The organism is Pyxidicoccus sp. MSG2, from assembly GCF_026626705.1.
Lineage (GTDB): Bacteria > Myxococcota > Myxococcia > Myxococcales > Myxococcaceae > Myxococcus.
In genome coordinates this window covers 3,157,755-3,177,841 of the sequence record NZ_JAPNKC010000001.1, presented here as the reverse complement: position 1 = coordinate 3,177,841, position 20,087 = coordinate 3,157,755, and the positions used below count along the sequence as shown (strand labels likewise).

At 70.3% G+C, this 20,087-nt stretch carries 18 protein-coding genes; 4 read left to right on the top strand and 14 right to left on the bottom strand.

The genetic code is table 11. From position 1 onward, the window contains the following. Positions 1–5: 5 nt before the first annotated feature. The 4 genes from OV427_RS11880 to OV427_RS11865 form a co-directional block, all read right to left on the bottom strand. Positions 6–1,121 carry a PilW family protein gene (locus tag OV427_RS11880; protein ID WP_267856193.1) on the bottom strand — a complete coding sequence of 372 codons (1,116 nt, stop codon included), beginning with the start codon at positions 1,119–1,121 and terminating at the stop codon, positions 6–8. Next, positions 1,118–1,717, bottom strand: a complete 600-nt coding sequence (locus OV427_RS11875) for a PulJ/GspJ family protein (protein WP_267856192.1) — start codon at positions 1,715–1,717, stop codon at positions 1,118–1,120. The genes OV427_RS11880 and OV427_RS11875 overlap by 4 nt, the downstream gene beginning before the upstream one ends. Beyond that, positions 1,714–5,955 carry a hypothetical protein gene (locus OV427_RS11870; protein ID WP_267856191.1) on the bottom strand — a complete coding sequence of 1,414 codons (4,242 nt, stop codon included), beginning with the start codon at positions 5,953–5,955 and terminating at the stop codon, positions 1,714–1,716. Before OV427_RS11870 ends, OV427_RS11875 begins: the two co-directional genes overlap by 4 nt. Positions 5,956–6,189: 234 nt before the next feature. Then, on the bottom strand, positions 6,190–6,567 hold the full coding sequence (locus OV427_RS11865; protein ID WP_267856190.1) for a peptide chain release factor family protein: 378 nt from the start codon (positions 6,565–6,567) through the stop codon (positions 6,190–6,192). A gap of 237 nt (positions 6,568–6,804) precedes the next feature. Here OV427_RS11865 and OV427_RS11860 point away from each other — a divergent pair, with 237 nt between their 5' ends. Both OV427_RS11860 and OV427_RS11855 read left to right on the top strand, forming a co-directional pair. Next, a complete protein-coding gene (locus OV427_RS11860; protein WP_267856189.1) occupies positions 6,805–7,356 on the top strand; it encodes a YceI family protein in 552 nt (183 codons plus the stop codon). Between the two features lie 164 nt (positions 7,357–7,520). Continuing rightward, positions 7,521–8,216, top strand: coding sequence for a pirin family protein (locus tag OV427_RS11855; RefSeq protein ID WP_267863413.1), 696 nt, complete (start codon positions 7,521–7,523; stop codon positions 8,214–8,216). A 52-nt stretch (positions 8,217–8,268) separates the two neighbouring features. Here OV427_RS11855 and OV427_RS11850 read toward each other — a convergent pair whose 3' ends face one another. The 4 genes from OV427_RS11850 to OV427_RS11835 form a co-directional block, all read right to left on the bottom strand. Beyond that, positions 8,269–8,988: a hypothetical protein gene (locus OV427_RS11850; RefSeq protein WP_267856188.1), complete on the bottom strand. Its 720-nt coding sequence runs from the start codon at positions 8,986–8,988 to the stop codon at positions 8,269–8,271. Between the two features lie 61 nt (positions 8,989–9,049). Beyond that, positions 9,050–9,949, bottom strand: coding sequence for a histone deacetylase (locus OV427_RS11845; RefSeq protein ID WP_267856187.1), 900 nt, complete (start codon positions 9,947–9,949; stop codon positions 9,050–9,052). 15 nt (positions 9,950–9,964) lie between these two features. Continuing rightward, entirely contained in the window at positions 9,965–10,315 is a 351-nt protein-coding gene (locus OV427_RS11840) for a hypothetical protein (protein WP_324289953.1), read from the bottom strand. Between the two features lie 152 nt (positions 10,316–10,467). Further along, the gene (locus tag OV427_RS11835) at positions 10,468–11,382 is read right to left on the bottom strand and encodes a DUF2381 family protein (protein WP_267856185.1); all 915 of its coding nucleotides are present in this window, start codon (positions 11,380–11,382) and stop codon (positions 10,468–10,470) included. A gap of 200 nt (positions 11,383–11,582) precedes the next feature. Here OV427_RS11835 and OV427_RS11830 point away from each other — a divergent pair, with 200 nt between their 5' ends. After that, positions 11,583–12,833: a vWA domain-containing protein gene (locus OV427_RS11830; RefSeq protein WP_267856184.1), complete on the top strand. Its 1,251-nt coding sequence runs from the start codon at positions 11,583–11,585 to the stop codon at positions 12,831–12,833. Between the two features lie 72 nt (positions 12,834–12,905). On the opposite strand, the gene OV427_RS11825 is transcribed toward OV427_RS11830, so the two are convergent. From OV427_RS11825 to OV427_RS11805, 5 genes are all read right to left on the bottom strand, one after another. Next, positions 12,906–14,561, bottom strand: coding sequence for a hypothetical protein (locus tag OV427_RS11825; RefSeq protein ID WP_267856183.1), 1,656 nt, complete (start codon positions 14,559–14,561; stop codon positions 12,906–12,908). Beyond that, positions 14,558–15,388, bottom strand: coding sequence for an ABC transporter ATP-binding protein (locus OV427_RS11820; protein ID WP_267856182.1), 831 nt, complete (start codon positions 15,386–15,388; stop codon positions 14,558–14,560). The genes OV427_RS11825 and OV427_RS11820 overlap by 4 nt, the downstream gene beginning before the upstream one ends. Before the next feature lie 78 nt (positions 15,389–15,466). Further along, positions 15,467–15,844, bottom strand: a complete 378-nt coding sequence (locus tag OV427_RS11815; RefSeq protein WP_163996180.1) for a response regulator — start codon at positions 15,842–15,844, stop codon at positions 15,467–15,469. A gap of 164 nt (positions 15,845–16,008) precedes the next feature. Next, a complete protein-coding gene (locus tag OV427_RS11810; RefSeq protein WP_324290057.1) occupies positions 16,009–16,878 on the bottom strand; it encodes an amidohydrolase family protein in 870 nt (289 codons plus the stop codon). Positions 16,879–16,961: 83 nt separating this feature from the next. After that, positions 16,962–17,192 (bottom strand): hypothetical protein, encoded by a 231-nt coding sequence (locus OV427_RS11805; RefSeq protein WP_267856180.1) that lies wholly within the window; start codon positions 17,190–17,192, stop codon positions 16,962–16,964. Positions 17,193–17,513: 321 nt separating this feature from the next. Here OV427_RS11805 and OV427_RS11800 point away from each other — a divergent pair, with 321 nt between their 5' ends. Further along, positions 17,514–17,792 carry a hypothetical protein gene (locus tag OV427_RS11800; protein ID WP_267856179.1) on the top strand — a complete coding sequence of 93 codons (279 nt, stop codon included), beginning with the start codon at positions 17,514–17,516 and terminating at the stop codon, positions 17,790–17,792. A 111-nt stretch (positions 17,793–17,903) separates the two neighbouring features. Here the strand turns inward: OV427_RS11800 and OV427_RS11795 are convergent, their stop codons facing one another. Continuing rightward, positions 17,904–19,943, bottom strand: a complete 2,040-nt coding sequence (locus OV427_RS11795) for a M3 family metallopeptidase (RefSeq protein ID WP_267856178.1) — start codon at positions 19,941–19,943, stop codon at positions 17,904–17,906. Between the last annotated feature and the right edge of the window lie 144 nt (positions 19,944–20,087).

Here is a 20,087-nt window from a genome sequence, read left to right as displayed (position 1 = left end):
GGGGCTCACAGGCTGGCCGCGGCCAGGTTGGGCAGCTCCAGGCGGCGCGTGTAGAGGCTGCGGTAGAAGCCGTCCGCGACCACCGCGGGCGGGCGCACGTGGTTCTCCACGTCGATGGGCTTGTCGGCGGACAGCACGGCGGTGCTCTGGCTGTCCCGGCGGGGGTTGCGGCCGGTGGCCACCACGCTGACGCGCACCGTGCGCAGGCCCGCGGCGAACGTGGGCGCCAGGCCGTGCTGCCAGGTGTAGTCCTTGGCGTCCCCGGTGTTGCTGAGGTCGAAGCCGAACGCCACCTGGAAGTCCTCCACGAAGTCCTGCACCACCTGCGGCTCCGTGGCGACGTCCGAGTAGGGCCGGCCCAGCGCGTCCTGCGCCACCAGTCCCTCCGTGCGGTACAGCGCCGAGCGCCCCGTCGCCGGGTTGGTGGCGAGGAAGAAGTGCACCAGCCGCACCGGGTAGACCCAGTCACCGCTCTGGAAGCCACCCTTCTCCGGCGCGTTGGAGAAGCCCGTCACGCCCTGCTCGGCGTAGCTCACCACGCCCGGGTTGCTGGGGTTCTCCGGCACCAGTTGGACGTTGGACAGCAGCGCGCCCGTGGTCATGTTGCTGGCCACGTGGAGGGCTCCTTCGCGCAGGCTGGCGGTGCAGTTGACGCTCAGCGCGCCCGTGCCGGCCCGTGTCACCGGCACCGCGGCGCCGGAGGGCTGGCCACCCACCATGGAGCAGGGCTCGCCCATGTAGTTGGGGTCCGGCAGCACGAGCCACAGGTCATCGCTGCCGTCGGGGTTGGTGACGTTGCCGGTGGTGCCGTTGCCGGTGGTGCCGTCGCGCCCGAAGATGGGGTTGGTGCGCACGGGAATGCCGCCCTGGGCCACCCACAGGCCGCCGGGAGCGCCCGCGCCGGCCTGCCGCACCAGGTTCATGATGCTCTCCGCCGCGATGCGGGAGTTGTCGTGGCTGTCCGCCGCGTGCTCGGTGTTGTGCACCACGCGCCCGCCGGCCAGCAGCAGCGCCGTCGCGGCCGCGATGACGATGGCCGCCAGCACCACGACAATCAGCGTTTCCAGCAGCGTCATTCCACGCCGGGAGGCGGACACCCGCCAGGGGTTGCGGAAGCTCATTGGACGAAGACCTCGCTGTGCACGACGGCGCCCGAGGCGTCCTCGCCCTTGCGCCACACGCGCGTCCACACCGTGACGGCCGTCGCGCCCGTGGGAAGGACCGAGTTGGGGCCCGGCGTCGCGCCGCTCCGGAGCCCCCGGGTGATGAGCACTTCCCGGCAGAAGGTGCCCGCGGGCACGGCGGTGTCGGTGCACGCCGTGCCGAACGGAATCCCGGTGGCGGGCTTCACCTCACCGGTGGCGGTCACCTCGAAGTACGCGCCCGAGCCCGGGTCGTTGGCCACCGCGGCCGTCACGTCCACCTGCCAGGGCGCGGTGCCGAGCGGGATGGTGTGCGGGTCCTGGCCGGGGTAGGGCACCGCCTGCCGCACCAATTCCGTCTTGTTGACCAGCCACAGTCGCTGGGTGCGGGCCTCCGCCAGCAGCCGCTTGCCCTGGAAGAGCTGCCCGTCGCGCACGTGGCGCGAGGCGGACAGCATGCCGCCCACCGCGCCGGCGGCGACCATCGCCAGCACCGCCATGGAGATGAGGACCTCGAGGATGCTGGAGCCGCGCGCGGGAGCGCGGCGCGTCCGGACGAACAGGGGCGTGCTCATTCGAAGAACCTCTGGCTCCAGTTGAGGAGCCGGAACACCCAGCCGTCGCGGCCGTTGACGCGCAGGGAGGCGTCGGGGCTCGACGGGCCCGCGTTGGTGGTGTTGCTGATGAGGGTGTTGGAGATGCGGCTCACGCCCAGGCCCACCACGTAGTCGGTGGACGTCGCGCCCGTGTCGCGGTGGTACACGGCGATGCCGCCGTAGTTGGCCAGCGTCACACCGGGCAGCGTCACCGCCGCGGCCGCCGCCGACGTCGAGGTGTTCCCCAGGTCCAAACGGTAGGTGGAGCCGGTGGTGAGCGCGCCCAGCGACATCAAGTCACTCACCGCGCCGTTGGCGGTGCTGAAGTACGCGGTGCGGCCCGCCACGGTGATGCCGCCATAGAGGTGCTTCGGCCCCGCGAAGCTCAGCGGGAAGGGCGGCGGCTCCTGCAGCACGCCCTGGCTCAGGGCCAGGTTGTGGGCCGCGCCCGCCGTCACCGCCGTCCCATTCAGCAGGTTGCCCCCCACGCCCATGGGCAGCCGCCGGTTGCCGCTCAGCAGCGCGACGTGGAGCTGGCCGGCCGTGGTGGCGGGAACCCACGGGACGCCGCCGGTGCCCACCAGTGCGAGCGACTCGCCCGGGTAGGCGGCGAACGCGCTGCCGCCCGTCATCGTCGCGGGCATCTGCGCCACGGCCACGTTGGTGGTGATGGGGCGGGGCTCAATCATGGTGGAGCCGGTGTCCAGCGCGGCGTACTTGCACGGCGAGGTGTCCGAGCAGGAGGGGCCCAGCCGCGCCACATTCACATTCATCCCGGTGGCGCCCTCCAGCTCCCAGACGCGGCCCTCCATGTCACCCACGTACACGCGGGCCGCGCCGCCGGTATCCGACAGCACCGTGGGGGCGATGGGCGAGGTGTTGTCCACCCAGGCCTGCGCGTACGGCTGCTCCCACTGCCAGAGCTTCTGGCCGTTGGCGACGTCGATGGCGAAGACCTCGATGCCCTTGGCCGGCGAGCCCGAGGCCCCCGAGCTGTTGGACGCGGCGAAGACGACGTAGGCGGGCTCCATGCCCTGCCGCACCCGGCCCATGGACAGGCCGCGCGCGCCGCCCAGCTCGCTGTAGTCATAGAGGCCGGTGGGCAGGCGGCCCACGTCCGCCTGGGGCGCCAGCTTGAAGACCGAGGTGGGCTCGTGCCACTTCACCGTCCACTGCGTGCCGCCGGTGTCCCGGTCCGTCAGCCCCACGGGGGCGTGCGGCGGGAAGGCGCCCGTCTGGGCGTGGCTGCCCACCAGGTGCCACAGCAGCGCCGGCTTCAGCGGGTTGGTGACGTCCAGCGCGAACAAGTCGCGTCCCGTCTTCCCCACGTTGGCCACCAGCACCGTGCGCCACTCGCGCCGGCCCGTGCCCGCGAAGTCCGCGAAGACGTCCCGGACGATGGGCGCGCTGTCCACGCGCGCGTTGTTGCTGCGCAGCCAGGGCAGCTGCGTGGCCGGCATGAAGCTCCACAGCTCCGTGCCCGCGGGGGGCGGGGTGCCGCGGCTGAAGGCCTGGGCCCAGTCCGTGGAGAATGCCGCGTCGGCGGAGGGGTTGAGCACGACCGGGGGATTCGAGGTTCCCTGATAGCCACTGCCGCCCGACACGTAGAAGGCGTGCAACTGCCCGTCCAGGCCCGCCGCGTAGACCACCGTGGGCCGCGGCGTGCCCCGGTCCGGAATGTCCGGGCTGGGCGGAACCACCGTGGGCGTGGAGTTGGCGAAGCCGCCCAGGTGCGCGCGGTTGTCCGCATCCGGGTCGTTGCACTGGCTGTCGGTGGGCTCGAGGATGGGCGCGCCCGTGCCGTCGGTGCCGGTGGTGGTGGCGAAGCAGAAGCCGCGCACGCGCTGGAGCAGCTGCGCCACCTTGTTGAAGTCCGCCGTGAGCGCGGCCTTGTTGAGGGCCGCCGTGCTCACGCCATAGTCCGCGCCCGCCAATTGCGCGGTGAACTGCACCGCCTGCTGCAAGTCACACACGCCGTCAGCACCCTTCACGAAGTCGAAGTGCTGCGAGCCGTCCTTCGCGGTGGCCTGGCCCAGCTTGATTTCGTCCACGCAGTTCGGGTTGGGCGCCGCGCCGTAGGCGTTGTTGATGGCGGTGCCCGCCACCGCCTGCGGCTTCCAGCCCACCTGCATCACCCCGCGCGGCGCGCGCCGTCCGGGACCGAGGTTCGGGTTCAGCGTCACCTCGCCGCCGAAGTAGGTGAAGAGGTTGCGAGCGCGCGGCAGCGGCAGCATCGCGTCCGCGTCCCACAGGGTGGCGTCCTCCAGGGCGCTCTCCCCCGCGCGCAGCGCGGTGCCACCGATGAGCGAGTGCGCGCGCAGGTGGCCGGGGAAGTACGGGTACACCCAGCTCGAGCCCTGGATGGGGTCATACGTGTCCACGCCGGGCGGGTAGCCCGACACCGCGTCGTAGGTGGCCGCGAACACCAGGGCCCGCGTGCCGTTGGCGTCGGTGCCGTTGGTGTCGTCGAAGGCAATCGGCGCCGCCAGCGCGCGCTCGCTGCCCACCGGCTCGGAGCCCAGGTTGAGCAGCGTGTTGAGCACGATGCGCGTGCCGGCGACGTCGCTCTTGAAGTCATGGCCCGCGAGGTAGATGACGGTCGCCTTCTCCGGGTCATTGTCCTTCTGGTTGAAGGAGAAGAAGTCGGAGCCGCGCGAGGAGTTCGCCGCGACGTCCGTGGCGTTGTCGTAGCGCTCGCCGTTCTGGAACTTGTACCAGCTCACCGCGAGCCGCCGGACGCCCGCCTTGTACGTGGCGGTGTAGTTCGTCGTGTGGCCCACCACGCTGTCGAACTTGAAGTTGCCCACCTGGGAGAACGGGTCGCCCGGGTTCGGGTAGAGCATGCACGCCTCGCGGCGGTTCACGGCCTGGGCCAGGTAGTCCGGGTCCGTGCAGTTGCGCCCTTCCCAGGTGTCGTTCTGGCCGCCGAGCGGGTTGCGCTGGAAGTTGCCCGCCCCCTGGAAGCGCGAGGACAGCACTGGCGTGTTGTCCGGGCGCTTCGTCGTCTCGTAGGAGTTGATGCTCGCGCACTCGGCGAAGACGCCGTTGCCGCGCTGGTTGCCGAAGTAGGAGATGTTGTTCAGCAGGTTCTCGCGCTGCGTGGTGGCGCCGTCGCCGTTGGCCAGGTACTCGCCGTAGTTGCTGTCGCCGAGCTCCCAGTGCGGCGCCCAGAAGACCTTGTAGCGGGGCTTGCGGGTGGCGGGGTCCACCGCGTTGAGCAGGCCGTGGGGAAACGCGGCGGTGGAGATGAGGTCCGCGTTGGCGTGGAGCGCGTCGTAGATGAGGCCCGGCTGGCCGCCGTTGAGCGAGCAGTAGGAGCTGGTGCCCTCGGGGCAGCCGCCCGCGCCCGGGAAGTCCAGGCCCGCGTTGCGCAGGTAGTCGTCCAGCATGCCGCCCTTGACGTACGAGGCGCCGTTGCCGGGCCTGGAGTCGTCAGACGTCTCGTCCAGGTCCAGCAGCGCAATCTTGGGCGGCGTGCGGTTGATGCGGCGGGCGATGGGCGCGGTGAACTCGATGGTCGCCTGGTGCATGCGCACGTAGTGGCAGCCGCTGTTGTTGGTGAAGTTGCCGCAGCCGCAGGAGGTCCGGAACTTCTCCGGGGACTGCGCGCCGCTGCCCGCGCGGATGAAGTCGATGACGCGCCGGGCGTCCTCCGCGGCGAAGATGAACGCGCCGCCGCTGTAGCGCACCGTGGAGAAGCGCGGGGCGCTGACGGTGTTGTCCAGCGTCTTGTCAGCGAAGTACGGGCGCGCGTCGTCGCTGTTCGTGGCGAAGTCCTGCACGTCCCCGTACGGGTAGATGCCGCTGCCGGGGAGCGGGGTGCCGTAGTCCACCTGCACCACCGGCTGCTCGGTGGCGTTGGTGATGGTGAAGTCGCAGCCGTCGTTCCACTTCGAGTCGGCGGACGGGGTCGGGGCGACGTGCCGGTTGGAGGGCACGCACCGGTTGGGCGACTGCTTCTGGTCGTTGATGGCCAGGTACACCGTGATGGGGTTGGCCGCGTTGGGCCCGCCCGACTGGTTGGACTGGAGGATGCGCCACACCAGCCCGTAGGCCGACAGCGCGCCGCAGCCCTGCTGGAAGGTGGCGTTCTCCGGGATGATGAGCGAGCCGCGGCTGAAGGTGACGATGTCCGTCGCCGAGGCCGGCAGCGCGCTGAGCAGCGCAAGCGCCAGCACGGCGCGACGGAACAAGGAAGGGAGCGGCGTGGAGGGCATGGGGGGAGCTCCGTACCGTGGGGGTGTGCCGACCCTGCCCGGGTCGGCCTCACACCACCACAGTGCACGCCCTGTGCCCTTGTGAACCTGTCTGCCCTTCCCTGGGGCAGTCAGAAATTCGCGGTGTCCCTGTAAGCCGGTGCGGGTTCTTGCTACGCAAACTTTGCGAGGCCGCAAACGGTTGCGTAGCGCACGCCTCCCCTGAAGGCAGCCGGGTGTTGACCCGGCAACAGGTCACCAGAGCGTCTTGGTGTTGCGCAGGGACTTCTTCTCGGACGTGCGCTTCTTGCCCTCCAGCCTCCGCCGCTTGGAGCCGGCGCTGGGCTTGGTGGCCCTGCGCACCTTGGGGACGAAGGTGAGGGCGCGCAGGCCCTCGCGCAGGCGGTCCAGGGCGACGCCCTTGTTCTGCACCTGGCTGCGGCGCTCGGTGGCGCTGACGGACAGCTCGGTGGGCGGGTGGGTGAGGCGCACGCCGCTGGCGGTGGTGTTGCGGTGCTGTCCGCCGGGGCCGGAGGCGATGAAGTAGTCCACCTCGCAGGCCTTCAGCAGCGCCTCGTCATCCAGGGCGAGGGCAGCGTGCGCGGCCTGTCGGCGGGCGGGTGAGGTGCTCATGGCACCTCTCAACCTAGCCCTCGCGGCCGTCATCGTGGAGCGCTGTCTTGCGGCGGCCCCGCCCCCGCGGCCGCCCGGCTCCTGGTGCGGACTCTCCTATTGGGAGGCTGGGAGTATCAATATGAGAGCATTCTTCCGTGTTTGCGTGGGGCTCTCCAATGATTCCAGTGGTTTGGGTTGTGGCCCGGGGGTTGCTCAAGGAAGGGGCAGGACACGCTGAACACAGGAGAGACGAACATGGCCATCCAGACCTGGAACCTCGACACGACGCACTCCACCCTCGGCTTCATGGTTCGCCACATGGTGGTGGCGAAGGTGCACGGCCGCTTCACCCGCTTCGAAGGCAAGGTGGTGCTGGACGGGGAGGACCTCACGCGCGGCTCGGCGGAGGTGAAGATTGAAGCGGCGAGCCTCGACACCGGCGTGGAGCAGCGCGACAACCACCTGCGCTCGCCGGACTTCTTCGACGTGGCGGCCTTCCCCAAGCTCATCTTCCGCAGCAAGCGCGTGGAGGCGGCGGGCAAGGGCCACTACCGCGTGACGGGCGACCTGACGATTCGCGACGTGACGCGCGAGGTGGTGCTGAACGTGGAGCTGCTGGGCCGGATGAAGGACCCGTGGGGCAACGAGCGCCTCGCCTTCCAGGCGTCGACGAGCATCGACCGGAAGGACTTCGGGCTGATGTGGAACCAGGCGCTGGAGACGGGCGGCCTGCTGGTGGGTGAGCGCGTGGACATCTCCGTGGACGTGCAGGCGGTGGCGGTGCCCGCGACCGAGAAGGCGGCGTGAGCGGGAACGCGCCGGGCCGCCCGCTCAGCCGGCGGCAGGTGGCGGCGGGGCTGGTGGCCGGCGCGTCCGGCCTCGCGGGCGGTGCGCTGCTGTCCCGCCGCCCCGCAACGCAGGCGACTCCTGCCGCATCTCAGTTGCAACAAGGAAAGGAAGAGGGGCAGGCCATGATCTACGTTCGCTCCGGTGAAGAGCGGGGCCATGCCAACCACGGTTGGCTGGACTCGCACCACACGTTCTCCTTCGCGGACTACCACGACCCCGACTTCATGGGGTTCCGCACGCTGCGGGTCATCAACGAGGACACCGTGGCGGGGCGGCGGGGCTTCGGCATGCACCCGCACCGGGACATGGAAATCATCACCTACGTGCTGGGCGGAGCGGTGGAGCACCGCGACAGCATGGGGACGCGCGCCATCATCAAGCCGGGTGAGGTGCAGCGGATGACGGCGGGCACGGGCGTGCTGCACAGCGAGATGAATCCCTCCGAGGAGCCGCTGCACCTGTTGCAGATCTGGATTCTGCCCAACGAGGCGGGGCTGAAGCCGGGCTACGAGCAGAAGGCGTTCGACGCGCGGGAGCGCCAGGGGCGCTTCCGGGTGGTGGCGTCTCCGGACGGGCGGGAGGGTTCGCTGACGGTGCACCAGGACGTGGTGCTGCACGGCACGCTGCTGGGCCGTGGCGAGCAGGCGGAGTACGCGCTGGCGCCGGGCCGGCACGCCTGGGTGCAGCTGGCGCGGGGCTCGGGCACGCTGAACGGAGTGAAGGTCAAGGCCGGTGACGGCGTGGCCGTCTCCGAGGAGGCGCGGGTGGTGCTCGCCGCACAGGAGCCCATCGAGGCGCTGCTGTTCGACCTCGCCTGAGGACTCGCGGAGCGCGCGTGGAGACACGCCGCGCTCCGCGGGGCTTTGCGGGTCAGCGGATGTTGAGGGTGAGGCCGGTGGTGGCCTTCCGTCCGTCCTCGCTGGTGGCGACGAGGGTGGCGGCCAGCGGCAGCCGCGTGGTGGAGCGGTCCGTGTAGAGGTAGAGCTGCCGGGTGGTCTCGCCCGCTTCGATGGTCAGCGGGTCCACCCTCACGCGGGACGTGGCGGCCTCGAACGTCAGCGTCAGCTTCCCGGTGAAGCCCTCCGCCCGCGTCACCGTCACCGGGACCTGGGTGCTCTGGCCCGCGTAGAGGTTCACCTGGCGGGGCTCCACGGCAATGGAGAAGTCCGGCTGGGGCGCGGGCTTGGGGAGCACGACGATGAAGAAGGTGGCGCCCGCGGCGAACTCGTTGGTGGGGTCCTCCGCCAGGAGCAGCGTCTGGACGAGGCCCGTGGTCGTCGTGTTCGAGGCCACCGCGAGCGTCGGGGTGGCGGTGATGCTCTCCTCCTCGGCGGGGAGGAGGACCTCGGGCAGGAGGGTGATGCCCTCGGGGGCTTGGGCGAGGGAGAGGCGGATGTTCCCGCGGTTGTCGGCGATGCGGGTGAGCGTCAGCTCCACGGGGGTGTTCTCTCCGGGGGTGATGCTGACGGTGTCGGGAGCATCGACCTGGACGCTGTAGTAGGGCGTGTCGCCGCCGCACGACGCGGCCAGCGCGCTACCCAGGATGAGAAGGCTCCAGCGGAGGGCTGACTTCAGGTTCGTGGGTTTCATATCAGGGCCCAGCATCCGTCCGTCGCGCCGCGCGAGCAAGGCGACCCGAGAGCAGGCGTGCTCAGCGAAACACCGTGAGGGCTACTTCGTACGTGCCCACATGCGCGTCGATGGTGGCGGAGAGTGGTTTCGCATACCCGCCGCCGAGGGTGAGCACCGCGGGAAGTCCCCGGCGACGGGCGGCCTCCAGCACGATGCGGTCTCTTTCGCGCAGCCCGGCATGGGTGAGGGAGAGCCGGCCGAGTGCATCCTCGGCGAGCGGGTCCACGCCTGCCTGGAAGAAGAGGAGGTCGGCGCCGGCGATGTCCAGCACCTCGGGGAGGTGGAGGGCGAGCGCGTCGAGGTAGCCGGCATCCCCGGTGTCGTCGGGCAGGCCCACGTCGCGGGTGGAGGGCTGCTTGCGGAAGGGGAAGTTGTGCTCGCCGTGCATGGAGAAGGTGAAGACGGAGTCGTCGCCCGCGAAGATGGCGGCGGTGCCGTTGCCCTGGTGCACGTCGAGGTCGACGACGACGGCGCGGCGGATGAGGCCGCCCGCCTGGAGGGCGCGGATGGCCACGGCGATGTCGTTGAAGACACAGAAGCCTTCCCCATGGTCGGGGAAGCCGTGGTGGGTGCCGCCGGCGAGGTTGCCGGAGATGCCGTCCCGGAGCGCGGCGCGAGCGGCCTCGAGCGTGCCGCCCACGGCGGCGCATGAGCGTGCGACGAGGCCGGGGGACCAGGGGAACCCGAGCCTGCGGACCTCGGCCTCGGTGAGGGTTCCCTGGAAGAAGGCGTCGAGGTAGCGCGGCGTGTGGACGTGCTCCAGGTCCTCGCGGTTGCAGGGGCGAGACTCGGTGAGCGAGCCGGGGTGGAGGACGCCGCGTCCCACGAGGGCCTCGCGCACGAGGCGGTACTTCTCCATGGGGAAGCGGTGCCCGGGCGGCAGCGGTACCTCGTAGCTGTCCGAGTGGAAGACGCGCATGGGTGGGGCGGGGCTTCAGCGGAACGCGTCGACGACCCAGACTCCGGCGCTAGAGAACTCGACGATGGCGGTTCCGGGCTTGGAGCCGGGCAGCTTCTTCATCTGGCCACGCGCGAGCCGGGCCACCGCGCAGACGGGAGTGATTTCGCCGTTGGGAGGTCGAGCCTCGGAGTACCGGATGATGACCTGCGGGCCCCCCGTCCAGACCCGGCCATAGAGTCGTGTGCCTGCCTCGAAAGGTCCCAGACGGCTGGTCAGCTCACTCTCGATGGGGCCGTCGTAGAGGGTGATGGGACTGGTGTCGGCCTGATTGAGGTCCAACTCCACGTCCGCGCCTTCGCCGATATCCAGGCGCAGATAGCGCATCAGCTTGAGTGTCTCTTCCGGGCATTCCTGAGGGCCGGGACTTCCGTCTGCACGCAGGGACACTCCACCGGCTGTCGAGCAGCCCAGGAGCGCGCTGTGCAGCAGGAGCGATCCGAGGGCCAGGACTTGGATGCGAGTCATGGTCAGCGGATCTACTCGCGCTGGACCTTCCATTCCAGGACGGCCTGGGCGTGTTGCAGTCCGTCGGAACGGAAGATGTCGATGACGAGTTTCTCCGTCCCGCTGCCGCTCTTCGCCTTGAAGGCGCTCTCGTCCGCGACGATGGCGATTGCTCCCGAAGTGCCCGGAGAAATCTCTTCCTCGCTCATTCGAAGTGCAAACGGTCTGGCTTCGCCGGTCGATGCAACCGACACGCGGGCTTCCATGAGCCTCCAGGGTTGCGTTCCGTGGTGGTTCGTCACCTCGAAGACGACCGCTGCCTTGTCGACGTTGGAATAGCTGCGGACCGTGATGTCCGCGTCGTCGCCCTTGAGCAGCCATGCTCGACTCCGGCGGAATCGGGTCTGCTGAACGGCCCCTTTCACCAGGAGCGCGGCAAGGGCGTGGTCGATGGAGGTCTCCTCCGCCTTGTGCCGCTGGTTCTCGTCGCTGAGGGTCCGTTCGCGCACACGCGCATCGGCCAGGGCCGCTCGCATCGCATCCACGCTTTGAGCGCTCAGGTACACGTTCACCTGTTGGTCGGAACGCTCCTCCTCGGCGGTCACGACGAACGGCAGCTCCAGGCCGTTCTTCAGGGTTACCAACAACAGGAATCGGTCCTCGGGCGTGAGGTCCTGGAGTGGCATCAGCACGACGGACTTGTCGCTCACCAACAAGGGCTCGAAGCGGCCCTCCCAGCCCATCATCTTCGTCCGGGTCGGGTCGCAGGGCTGCTCGAACCGGAGCAGGGTTCCGACACCGCCGGCGACGTACACCCGGTGCGCCGTGGCGGTGGGGTCGTCTGGGACGTAGATGTTGCGCACGGCGGGTTCGCGCTCCCTTGCCATGGCCACTGCGGACAGCAGGACGAGCACAGGCACAGACCAGCGAAGAAGGGGGAGCCGCATGGTGGCCGTAGAACCTAGCAAGGTGGAAGGAAGTCTTCCAACCTTGTAGTGCCAGCTCTATCAGATGAATTCACTCGCGAGCACGCGCAGGTCCACCGAACCCAGGGCGTAGAACTTCCGGCGGGGTCGTCCGTTTACGATTCGAACGCGCGCGCAGGACCCATCCGAAAACCGCTGTTTCCGCCCCCTTGGAGAACGCCATGGACCTCAAGTCCCTGTCGCGGGCCGTGCTGTCGGCCGCGCTTGCCACCACCCTGGTTTCCGCTCCGGCCCTTGCCGAAGCCCCTCCCGCCGACGCCAAGAAGCCGGTCGAGGCCACGAAGCCCGTTGAGCCCACGAAGCCCGCCGCGCCGCAGGCGCAGGTCTCGCCGAATCAGGTCCAGGGCGCTCGTCCGGAAATCGAGGTCGTCTTCGTGCTCGACACCACCGGCTCCATGGGCGGGCTGCTGGAGGGGGCGAAGCGGAAGATCTACTCCATCGCCTCCCGCATCGCGCAGGGCCGGCCGACGCCGCACCTCAAGGTCGGCCTCGTGGCGTACCGCGACGTGGGCGACGACTACGTGACGAAGCGCTTCGAGCTGAGCGACGACCTGGACACCGTCTTCGCCAACCTGCGCCGGTTCGAGGCGGGCGGCGGCGGTGACGCGCCGGAGCACGTGGGCCGCGGTCTCGGTGAGGCCGTGTCCAAGCTGTCCTGGAGCCAGAACCGCGAGGTGATGAAGGTCATCTTCCTCGTGGGCGACGCGCCCCCGGCCGAGCGCAACGACGACTGGAACTTCAAGCACTGGGCGAAGCGCGCGAAGGACAAGCACATCGTGGTGAACACGGTGCGCTGCGGCTCGGACGGCGAGACGGAGGTGGCCTGGCGCCACGTGGCGAAGCTCACGGACGGTACCTTCGACAGCATCGACCAGTCCGGCGGCATGGTCGCCGTCGCCACGCCGTTCGACGCCGAGCTGGCGAAGGTGAACTCCGAGCTGGCGACGAAGACGCTCTACACCGGCCGCGCCGAGGTGCAGGCCGCGAACCGCGCCCGCGCCGATGCCATGGCGGGCCTGGCTCCCGAGGCCGCGGCGGAGCGCATCAGCTACATGAAGAAGACGCGCGCTGCTGCGAAGCCCTCCGCCGGGGCTGCCTCGGCCGCGATGGAGAGCAGCGCCCCGGAGGCGGTGGGCGGCGCGGTGGACCTGGTGGCGGCCCCGGCGGCCCTGGCGAGCGTGAAGGGGGAAGAGCTGCCGGCGGAGCTGAAGGGCCTGAGCAAGGAGGCGCAGACCGCGAAGGTGAAGCAGCTCGCGGAGGAGAAGAAGGTGCTGGAGGCGAAGGCCGCGAAGCTGGCCGCGGACCGGGACACGTGGCTCACCAAGAACGTGTCCGAGAAGGAGGACACCTTCGACGCCAACGTGATGAAGGGCGTGAAGGCGCAGGCCGCGAAGCACGGCATCGCCTACTGAACCGCGCATCAGATTGACTCGAGAGGCCGCGGTCCCAAGAGCACGGGGCCGCGGCCTCAATCGTTGAAGCCGCTACTCCCGCGTCACCGCGTGCAGCACCCGCTCCCGCCGCTGGTCCAGGAGCCGCAGCGCCAGGGGCAGCACGCCCCGGTACAGGGCCACGTTGAGCCCGGCGCACAGCGCAATCATCGCCGCCGTCTGCCACGTGGGCCCATCCTTCCCCGCCAGCCGCAGGGCCCAGCCGAAGGGCATGCACCCGGCGCTGGCCGCGAAGATGCCGAGCATCGACGCCGTCAGCGGCACCTTGTCCCGCCGCTTCAGGCTCGCGTGGAACTTCACCGGGAAGAGCAGCGACAGGAAGTTGCCCGCCGCCAGCAGCATCGGCACCACCGCCGCCACCGCCGCCATGGCGCACAGCACGTCCACCGCCGTCCCGAAGCCGAAGTACACCCGGTAGAACAGCGCCACCAGCACCGCCATGCCGAGCGCTCCCGCGCCCTGCACCCCGTTCTTCGCCCGCAGCACGTCCGCCAGGTCCACGGGCGCCGCCAGGAACACGGCGAAGCCCTGCCCGTCGTAGCCGAACGTGTTCTGCGAGAAGGTCGACGCAATCACCACCGCGCCGTAGATGCAAAGGCTGCCCATCAGCCACGCGTCCGCGGAGTGGCCCAGCAGGAAGACGAACAAGTCCCGCCCGGACAGCAGCTGCAGCAGAATCGCCAGGATGAAGGGCACCGACGCGAGCAGCCGCGCGCGCGGGTTGCGCCACAGGTCCAGCGCCTCGCGCATCACCAGCGTGGAGAACCGCGTCCGCGTCCGCGCGAAGGGATTGGTGTCCCCCGACTCCGCCGCCCGCGCGCCCGCGCGTCCCGCCTGCCGGTGGAAGCGCATCAGCAGCGCGTACGCCACCGCCATGCCCGTCGCCGCGAAGAAGAACAGCCCGCCCGCCTCCATCAGGGCGATGCGCAGGCGCCCCAGCGCGAGCTGCCCCAGCCCGTCTCCGAAGAAGCCCGGTGGCACCTGCCCCAGCGCCACCGCCGCGTTGATGATGAGCGTCATGTCCAGCGCGCTCACCCCCGCCTCGCCCACCTCCGTCAGCCACGAGGTGTCGATGGGCGGGATGAACGACGCGGCGACGAGGAACGCCACCATGCCCCCGCCCATGATTCGCGCGCTGTGCTTCGCGCGCAGCACGTTGATGACCGCGTACAGCGCCACCCGGCTCCACGCCGCGCACAGCAGCGCGAACAGCACGTACAGCCCCACCGCCAGCCACGGTGCCCTCAGCCGGTGCACCGACGCGAAGCCCAGCGCCGCCCCGGTGAGCGGCGCGTAGAACACCAGCGCGCGCGGCTCGAAGAGGCTCGCCACCGTGGAGGCGATGAGCAGCCGGTACGGGGAAATGGGGAACGCCGCGTACCGGCTCAGCTCCGAGTGGTCATCCACGCCCGCCGACAACAACGGCCACGTCACCCACACCGAGAAGGTGACGAAGCACAGCAGGTTCAGGATGAAGTACGGCCACACGCCGCTGTGCGCGACGGGCTTCAGCCGCATCAGCGCGAAGAAGAACAGACCCAGGAAGAGGCCGGGTGCGCTCGACGCCAGGAACACGGCCACCGCCATGAGCCGGCTCTTCCCCGGCCCCCGGTTGAGCCCGATGTCGAAGCGCAGCCCCCACAACAGCCACAGGTGCCGCAGGAAGCCGGGCATGGCCGGGCGGCTCATGCGGACTCCCGGCGCGGCACGGGCGCCGGCGCGGGCTCCGGCACCGCTTCCCCGTAGAAGGACAGGCGCGCGTTGCGCGAGGACGGCACGGCGATGAGCTTCTCGAACACCGCCTCCAGCGAGGGACAGTCGTACCGCTGCAGCAGAGACCCCACCGGCCCCTGGTCCAGCATCTGCCCGCCGCGCAGGATGCCCGCGTGCGTGGCCAGCCGCTCCGCGATTTCCAACACGTGCGTCGTCAGGAGCAGCGTCACCCCGCGCCGGCTCAGCTCGCGCAACAGCTCGCGGATGACACCCGCCGCCAGCACGTCGATGCCCTCGAAGGGCTCGTCCAGCAGCACCAGCTCCGGTGCGTGGATGAGCGCCGCGGCGATGGCCAGCCGCCGCCGCATGCCCTTGGAGTACTCCGCCACCAGCGCGCCGGCCTTGTACGTCAGCTCCGTCAGCTCCAGGAGCTCCGTGGCGCGCGCGGCGGCCTCGTCGCCGTCCAGCCCGTACATGCGCGCGCAGAAGGTGAGGTACTGCCGGCCGGTGAGCCGCTCGAAGAGGCTCAGCTCCTCCGGCACCACGCCCACGCGCCGCTTCACCTCCAGCGGCTTCGCCACCGCGTCCACGCCCAGCATGCGGATGGTGCCCGCGTCCGGGCCATACACGCCCGTCAGCAGGGCAATGCTGGTGGACTTGCCGGCCCCGTTGGGCCCCAGGTACGCGTAGAAGGCGCCACGGGGAATCTGGAGGTCCAGGCCATTGAGCGCGGTGAAGCCGCCGAAGCGCTTGACGAGCCCGCGTGCGTCGACGGCCAATTCATCGGAAGAGGGGGGCGACATGAAGTGCCCGCCATCAGACCCGAGCCCGGCACCCTGGTACAGCCCCCATCGGACGATGGGGGGATGGGCTGCCGCACGTCAGTGGACGAACGCCATCTCCGGCGGGCCGGCGATCTGCTGCACCGTCATCCGCACCTTGTCCAAATCAACGGGCTTGGAGATGTAGCCGGCGGCGCCTACCAGCTCCGCCTCCCACTCGAAGCCGTAGCCGGAGATGATGATGATGGGCAGGCCGCGCGCGCGAGGCATCTTCTTCAGCGCGTCCAGCAAACCCCAGCCGCTCATCACGGGCATCCGAAGGTCCAGCAGCACGGCGGAGGGCATGTCGCCCTCCAGCAGGTCGAGCGCCTCGCGACCATTGGCCGCTTGAACCGTTCGGTAGCCCATCTCCTCGAGGGCATCGCAGATGAGCGTGCGGTGACTCGCGTCGTCATCGACGACCAGGATGTGGGACATGGCAGGGCCTCAGGGGATCAGCGGCTCTTCAGACCGCGAAATTCTATGGGGGGGAAGATGGGAACTCCCATTCCATTCCGGAAGGGGCTCCGCCACTTTTCACCAGCCAACGACTCGCGCACGCCGCACTTGCTCCGCGCCCCGCCGGCCACGGCTTCCCCTCCTCATTCCCCATACAGCCGGAGTGCGTTCTGACCCAGGATGCCCGCCAGGACCTCGTCACGCAGCTTCATGCCGAGCAGCGCCTTGAGCTCGCGGTCCCACGCGTAGGGGATGTTGGGAAAGTCCGTCCCGTAGAGGATGCGCTCGGGCCGCACCTGCAGCGCCTCGCGGGGCGGGGGGACGGGGAAGTAGCCGGCCACCGCCATGGTGGTGTCCAGCCAGAGGTTGTCGTGTCGCTCGAGCAGGCGCGCGTAGGCGTCGAACTCGTCCGCCCCCAGGTGGGGGATGCACAGCTTCAGCGTGGGGAAGTCCTTCAGCACGCGCTCCACGCGCTCGGCGCCGCAGAGGGCATACGTGTCGCATTTGTAGTTCGGGCTCGAGGGCTCCCGGCCGGCATGCATGACGAGCGGTCGCCCCGCCCGGGCGCACGCGGCGTAGATGTCCTGGAGCTCGGGCGCGTCCGGGGCGAAGCACTGCACATGGCAGTGCAGCTTCACCCCCCGCAGCCCGAGGGCGAAGGCCTCCTCGAGAATCGACACGGCCCCCTCCTCGCCGGGCAGCACGGTGGCCAGCCCCAGCACGCGGGGCTCGGCGCGGGCCACCTCCGCCACGTACGCGTTGAGGGCGCGGGCCATGCCCGGCCGGTGGGCATAGTGGAGCGCCACCACCCGGCTCACCCCTCGCGACAGGAGGAAGGACACCACCTGGGGCGTGTGCAGCTTGTAGCGGATGGGCCAGCCGTACTCGTCGAACCAGCGCCACACCGCCTCGAAGACGCGGTCCGGGAAGACGTGCACGTGCGCGTCCACCACCGGGGGAAGCCCCTCGGGCAGGCGCGGACCCTCCGTGTCGGAGAGCGCGGGCATGGGCATGCGGATGCCCGAGTCACGCCACGTGGGCGAGTGGGCGAGGCACGGCTCGGGTGCGTCGGTGGGAGGCGGCACGGAAGGAAGGCCTACTCCTTCTTCGCGCCGCCGTCCCCTGCCTCGCCGTCCGTCCGCCTCAGGTAGGTGTTGTGCGAATAACCCTGGCGGGCCAGCCGCTGGGACTCGATGGCGTCCGCGACCTTGGCGCACACCTGGCCGAGCACGCGCAGGGACTCGGCGAGCAACCGCTCCGCGTGGTCCTGCGCGTCCGCGGCCTGGATGGTGGTGCGCTCTTTGCGGAACAGCCCGGGCAACTTCATCCCGGCCAATTTAAGGGACGCGCCGGCCACATGCCACCGCCCTCCCCGCGCCCGCCAACCTCCCCCCTGGCCGAGGCGCTCTCCCGCCTCCCCGAGGGGATGATCGCCCAGCCCACCCGCGAGGCTGCTTGACTGGATTGACAAGCCCGAAAATTTACACTTTTGGGCAGTCGTCGCTGGGACAGGGGCCCGCTACCCCTGGAAGCGTCGTGTAAGCGACTGGATTTCGAGGCGATTGACGAATTTTCAAGAGGGGGGGTGACACGAAGTTAATTCATCCCTACATTGCCAACCGTCGGATTTACAGCAGAGGAGCTGCGCATGGCTTACGACGGCGAGCTGGTGAAGATGCAGAACGGTCGCTGGGCGCGGTTCCAGCGGTGCCAGGTGTACCGCCCGGGCGTCGAGGACGCGGGCGAGACGATGATGCTGATCGCGGTGGAGCTGGAGGAGCGCTACCAGCTTCTGCTCGACGGCGCGGCGGATTCCCTGGCCCAGTACCGGTTCCAGGGCGTGCCCGTGCAGGTGCGGTTGGATCCCGACGCGCAGGCCATCACCCTGCAGCCGGAGACGTCCACGCTCGCACCCGCGGTGCACTGACTCCTCACTCCGCGTTGGCGGAGCTGACGGGGATTGACCGATTCACAACACATGGGGCCTCGCGATTCACATCGCGGGGCCCCGTGCTTTTACAGCCTCTGGCGTGGAGCGTCAGGCGCCGTCCAGCCAGCGGGTGTAGGCGCTGAAGCCGTAGTCGCGGCCGAGGAAGTCCCTCACCAGGTCGGCCGCGTCCTTGGAGCCGCCCGGCCCCAGCACGGCGTCCCGGTAGCGCCGCGCGGTGGCGGGGTCCATCAGCCCGTGCTGCTGGAAGGGCGTGAGCAAGTCCCGCGCGATGACGAGCGACCAGAGGTAGGCGTAGTAGGCGGAGGAGTAGTAGCCGTCGAGCTGGGTGAAGGAGAGGTGGACGTAGGCGTCGCTCGCGGTGCGGAAGGGCAGGTAGCGCTCCTGCAGCGCCTTCACCTGCGTGGTGGTGTCCAGGTTCGCCGGGTCGGCCGTGTGCAGCTGGAGGCTGACGGCGGCGTAGAAGAGCTGCTGGCGCAGCCACAGTCCCTTGCCGAAGGCATCCGCGCGCCGCATCCGGGCGATGGTGTCCGCGGGCAGCGGCTCGCCGGTGACGACGTGCCGGGCGAAGCGCTGGAGGGACTCGGGGCGCCAGGCCCACTCCTCCAGCACCTGGGCGGGGGCCTCCACGAAGTCGCGCTCGGTGCGGGAGCCGGACAGGCCGGCCCAGCGCGTGCGGCCGCCGAGGATGTGGTGCAGCAGGTGGCCGAACTCGTGGAAGAAGGCGCGCACCTCGCTGTGCTGGAGCAGGGCGGGGTGGGCGCCGGGCCGGGGGAAGTTGCACGTCAGCACGCCCTCCGGGAGCGTCTTCCCGGCGCGGCCGGTGGCCAGGTCCCACTGCGCCGAGTGCGTGTACTTGTCCGGGCGCGAGTGCATGTCCAGGTAGAAGCGACCCAGCCGCGTGCCGCCCTCGTAGACGTCCCAGACCTCCACGTCCGGGTGCCACACGGGCGCGTCCGGCACGCGGCGGTAGGTGAGCCCGAAGAGGCGCGCGGTGATGTCCAGCAGGCCCTGCTTCACCCGGGTGTATTCGAAGTACGAGCGCACCTCTCGCGAGTCGTAGTGGTACTGCTCGTCGCGCACGCGGTCCTCAAGGAAGGCCTGCTCCCAGGGCTCCACCCCGGTGGCGCCCGGCGTGTCCTTCCGCTTGCGCGCGAGCAGCGCGGCGTAGTCGTCGCGCGCGCGCGCTTCGGCGGCGGTGGACAGCCGCTCGATGAAGTCCGCGGCGGCCTGGGGCCCGCGCACCATCTTGTCCTCGGAGGCATAGGCGGCCCAGTTGGGGTAGCCCAAAAGCGTGGCCAGCGCGTGGCGCGTCTCGAGCAGGCGCGACAGCGTCTCGAGGTTTTCCGGGTGGCCGCGCAGCCGGTTGACGCGCCAGAGCGCCTCGCGGGCCGCGTCGCCGCGTGCGTACGCCATGAAGGGCAGGTAGTCCGGCGTCTCGGTGGTGATGCGCACGCGGCCATCCGCTCCGGGCGGGTGTGCGCGCACGAAGTCCTCGGGCAGCCCCTCCAGCGCCTGGGGCGCCACGTCCACGTGCCGTACGTCCTCCAGGATGTGGCGGCCGAACTCCTGGCCCAGCCAGGTGAGCTGCTCGTGCAGCTCCCGCAGCTTCTGGCGCGTGGCCGCGTCCCGGTCCACGCCGGCGCGCCGGAAGTCGCGCAGCACCCGCGCCACCCAGCGCCGCGTGGCCGCGTCCTGCCCGTCCAGCTCCAGCGCCGCCAGCGCCTCGTACAGGCGGTGGTCCAGCGAGAGGTCCGTGCGCGCCGCCTCCACCTCCTGCTCGCACGTGCGGCCCGCCTCCCGGAAGGTGGCGTCCGGGTGGGCGTTGGCGGCGATTCCGGAGCGCGCCACGGCGTCGTCCAGCAGGGCGATGGCGTCGTCGTAGGAGGTGAGGGCCTCCACCGTGTCCCGCGGCGGGCGCAGGGCCAACAGCGCCTCCACGTGGGCCCGGGCCCGCTGGATGTCCTCCGCGCAGGCCGCGAGGAAGCGCTCGGGGGTGGTGGCGAGATGGCGCCCCGCGTCGGGCTCCAGCCGCGCGGCTCCAATGGGCGGGGCGGGCTTGAGGGAGGAGGGGCGAGCGGCGCACCCCGCGAGCGCGAGGGTGACGATGATGACGAGCGTGAGACGCAAATGCCCTCCCTGAACAGGGGCTGGGGCAACGGGTGGGGGCGTGGGGTATTTCCGCTGCAAGGTCCTCCTGGAATGACGACGAGCGCGCCAATTCGTCGAAGAAATCCGCAGGCAGGGCCGCCGCTACCCGGGTCGGCTCTCTGG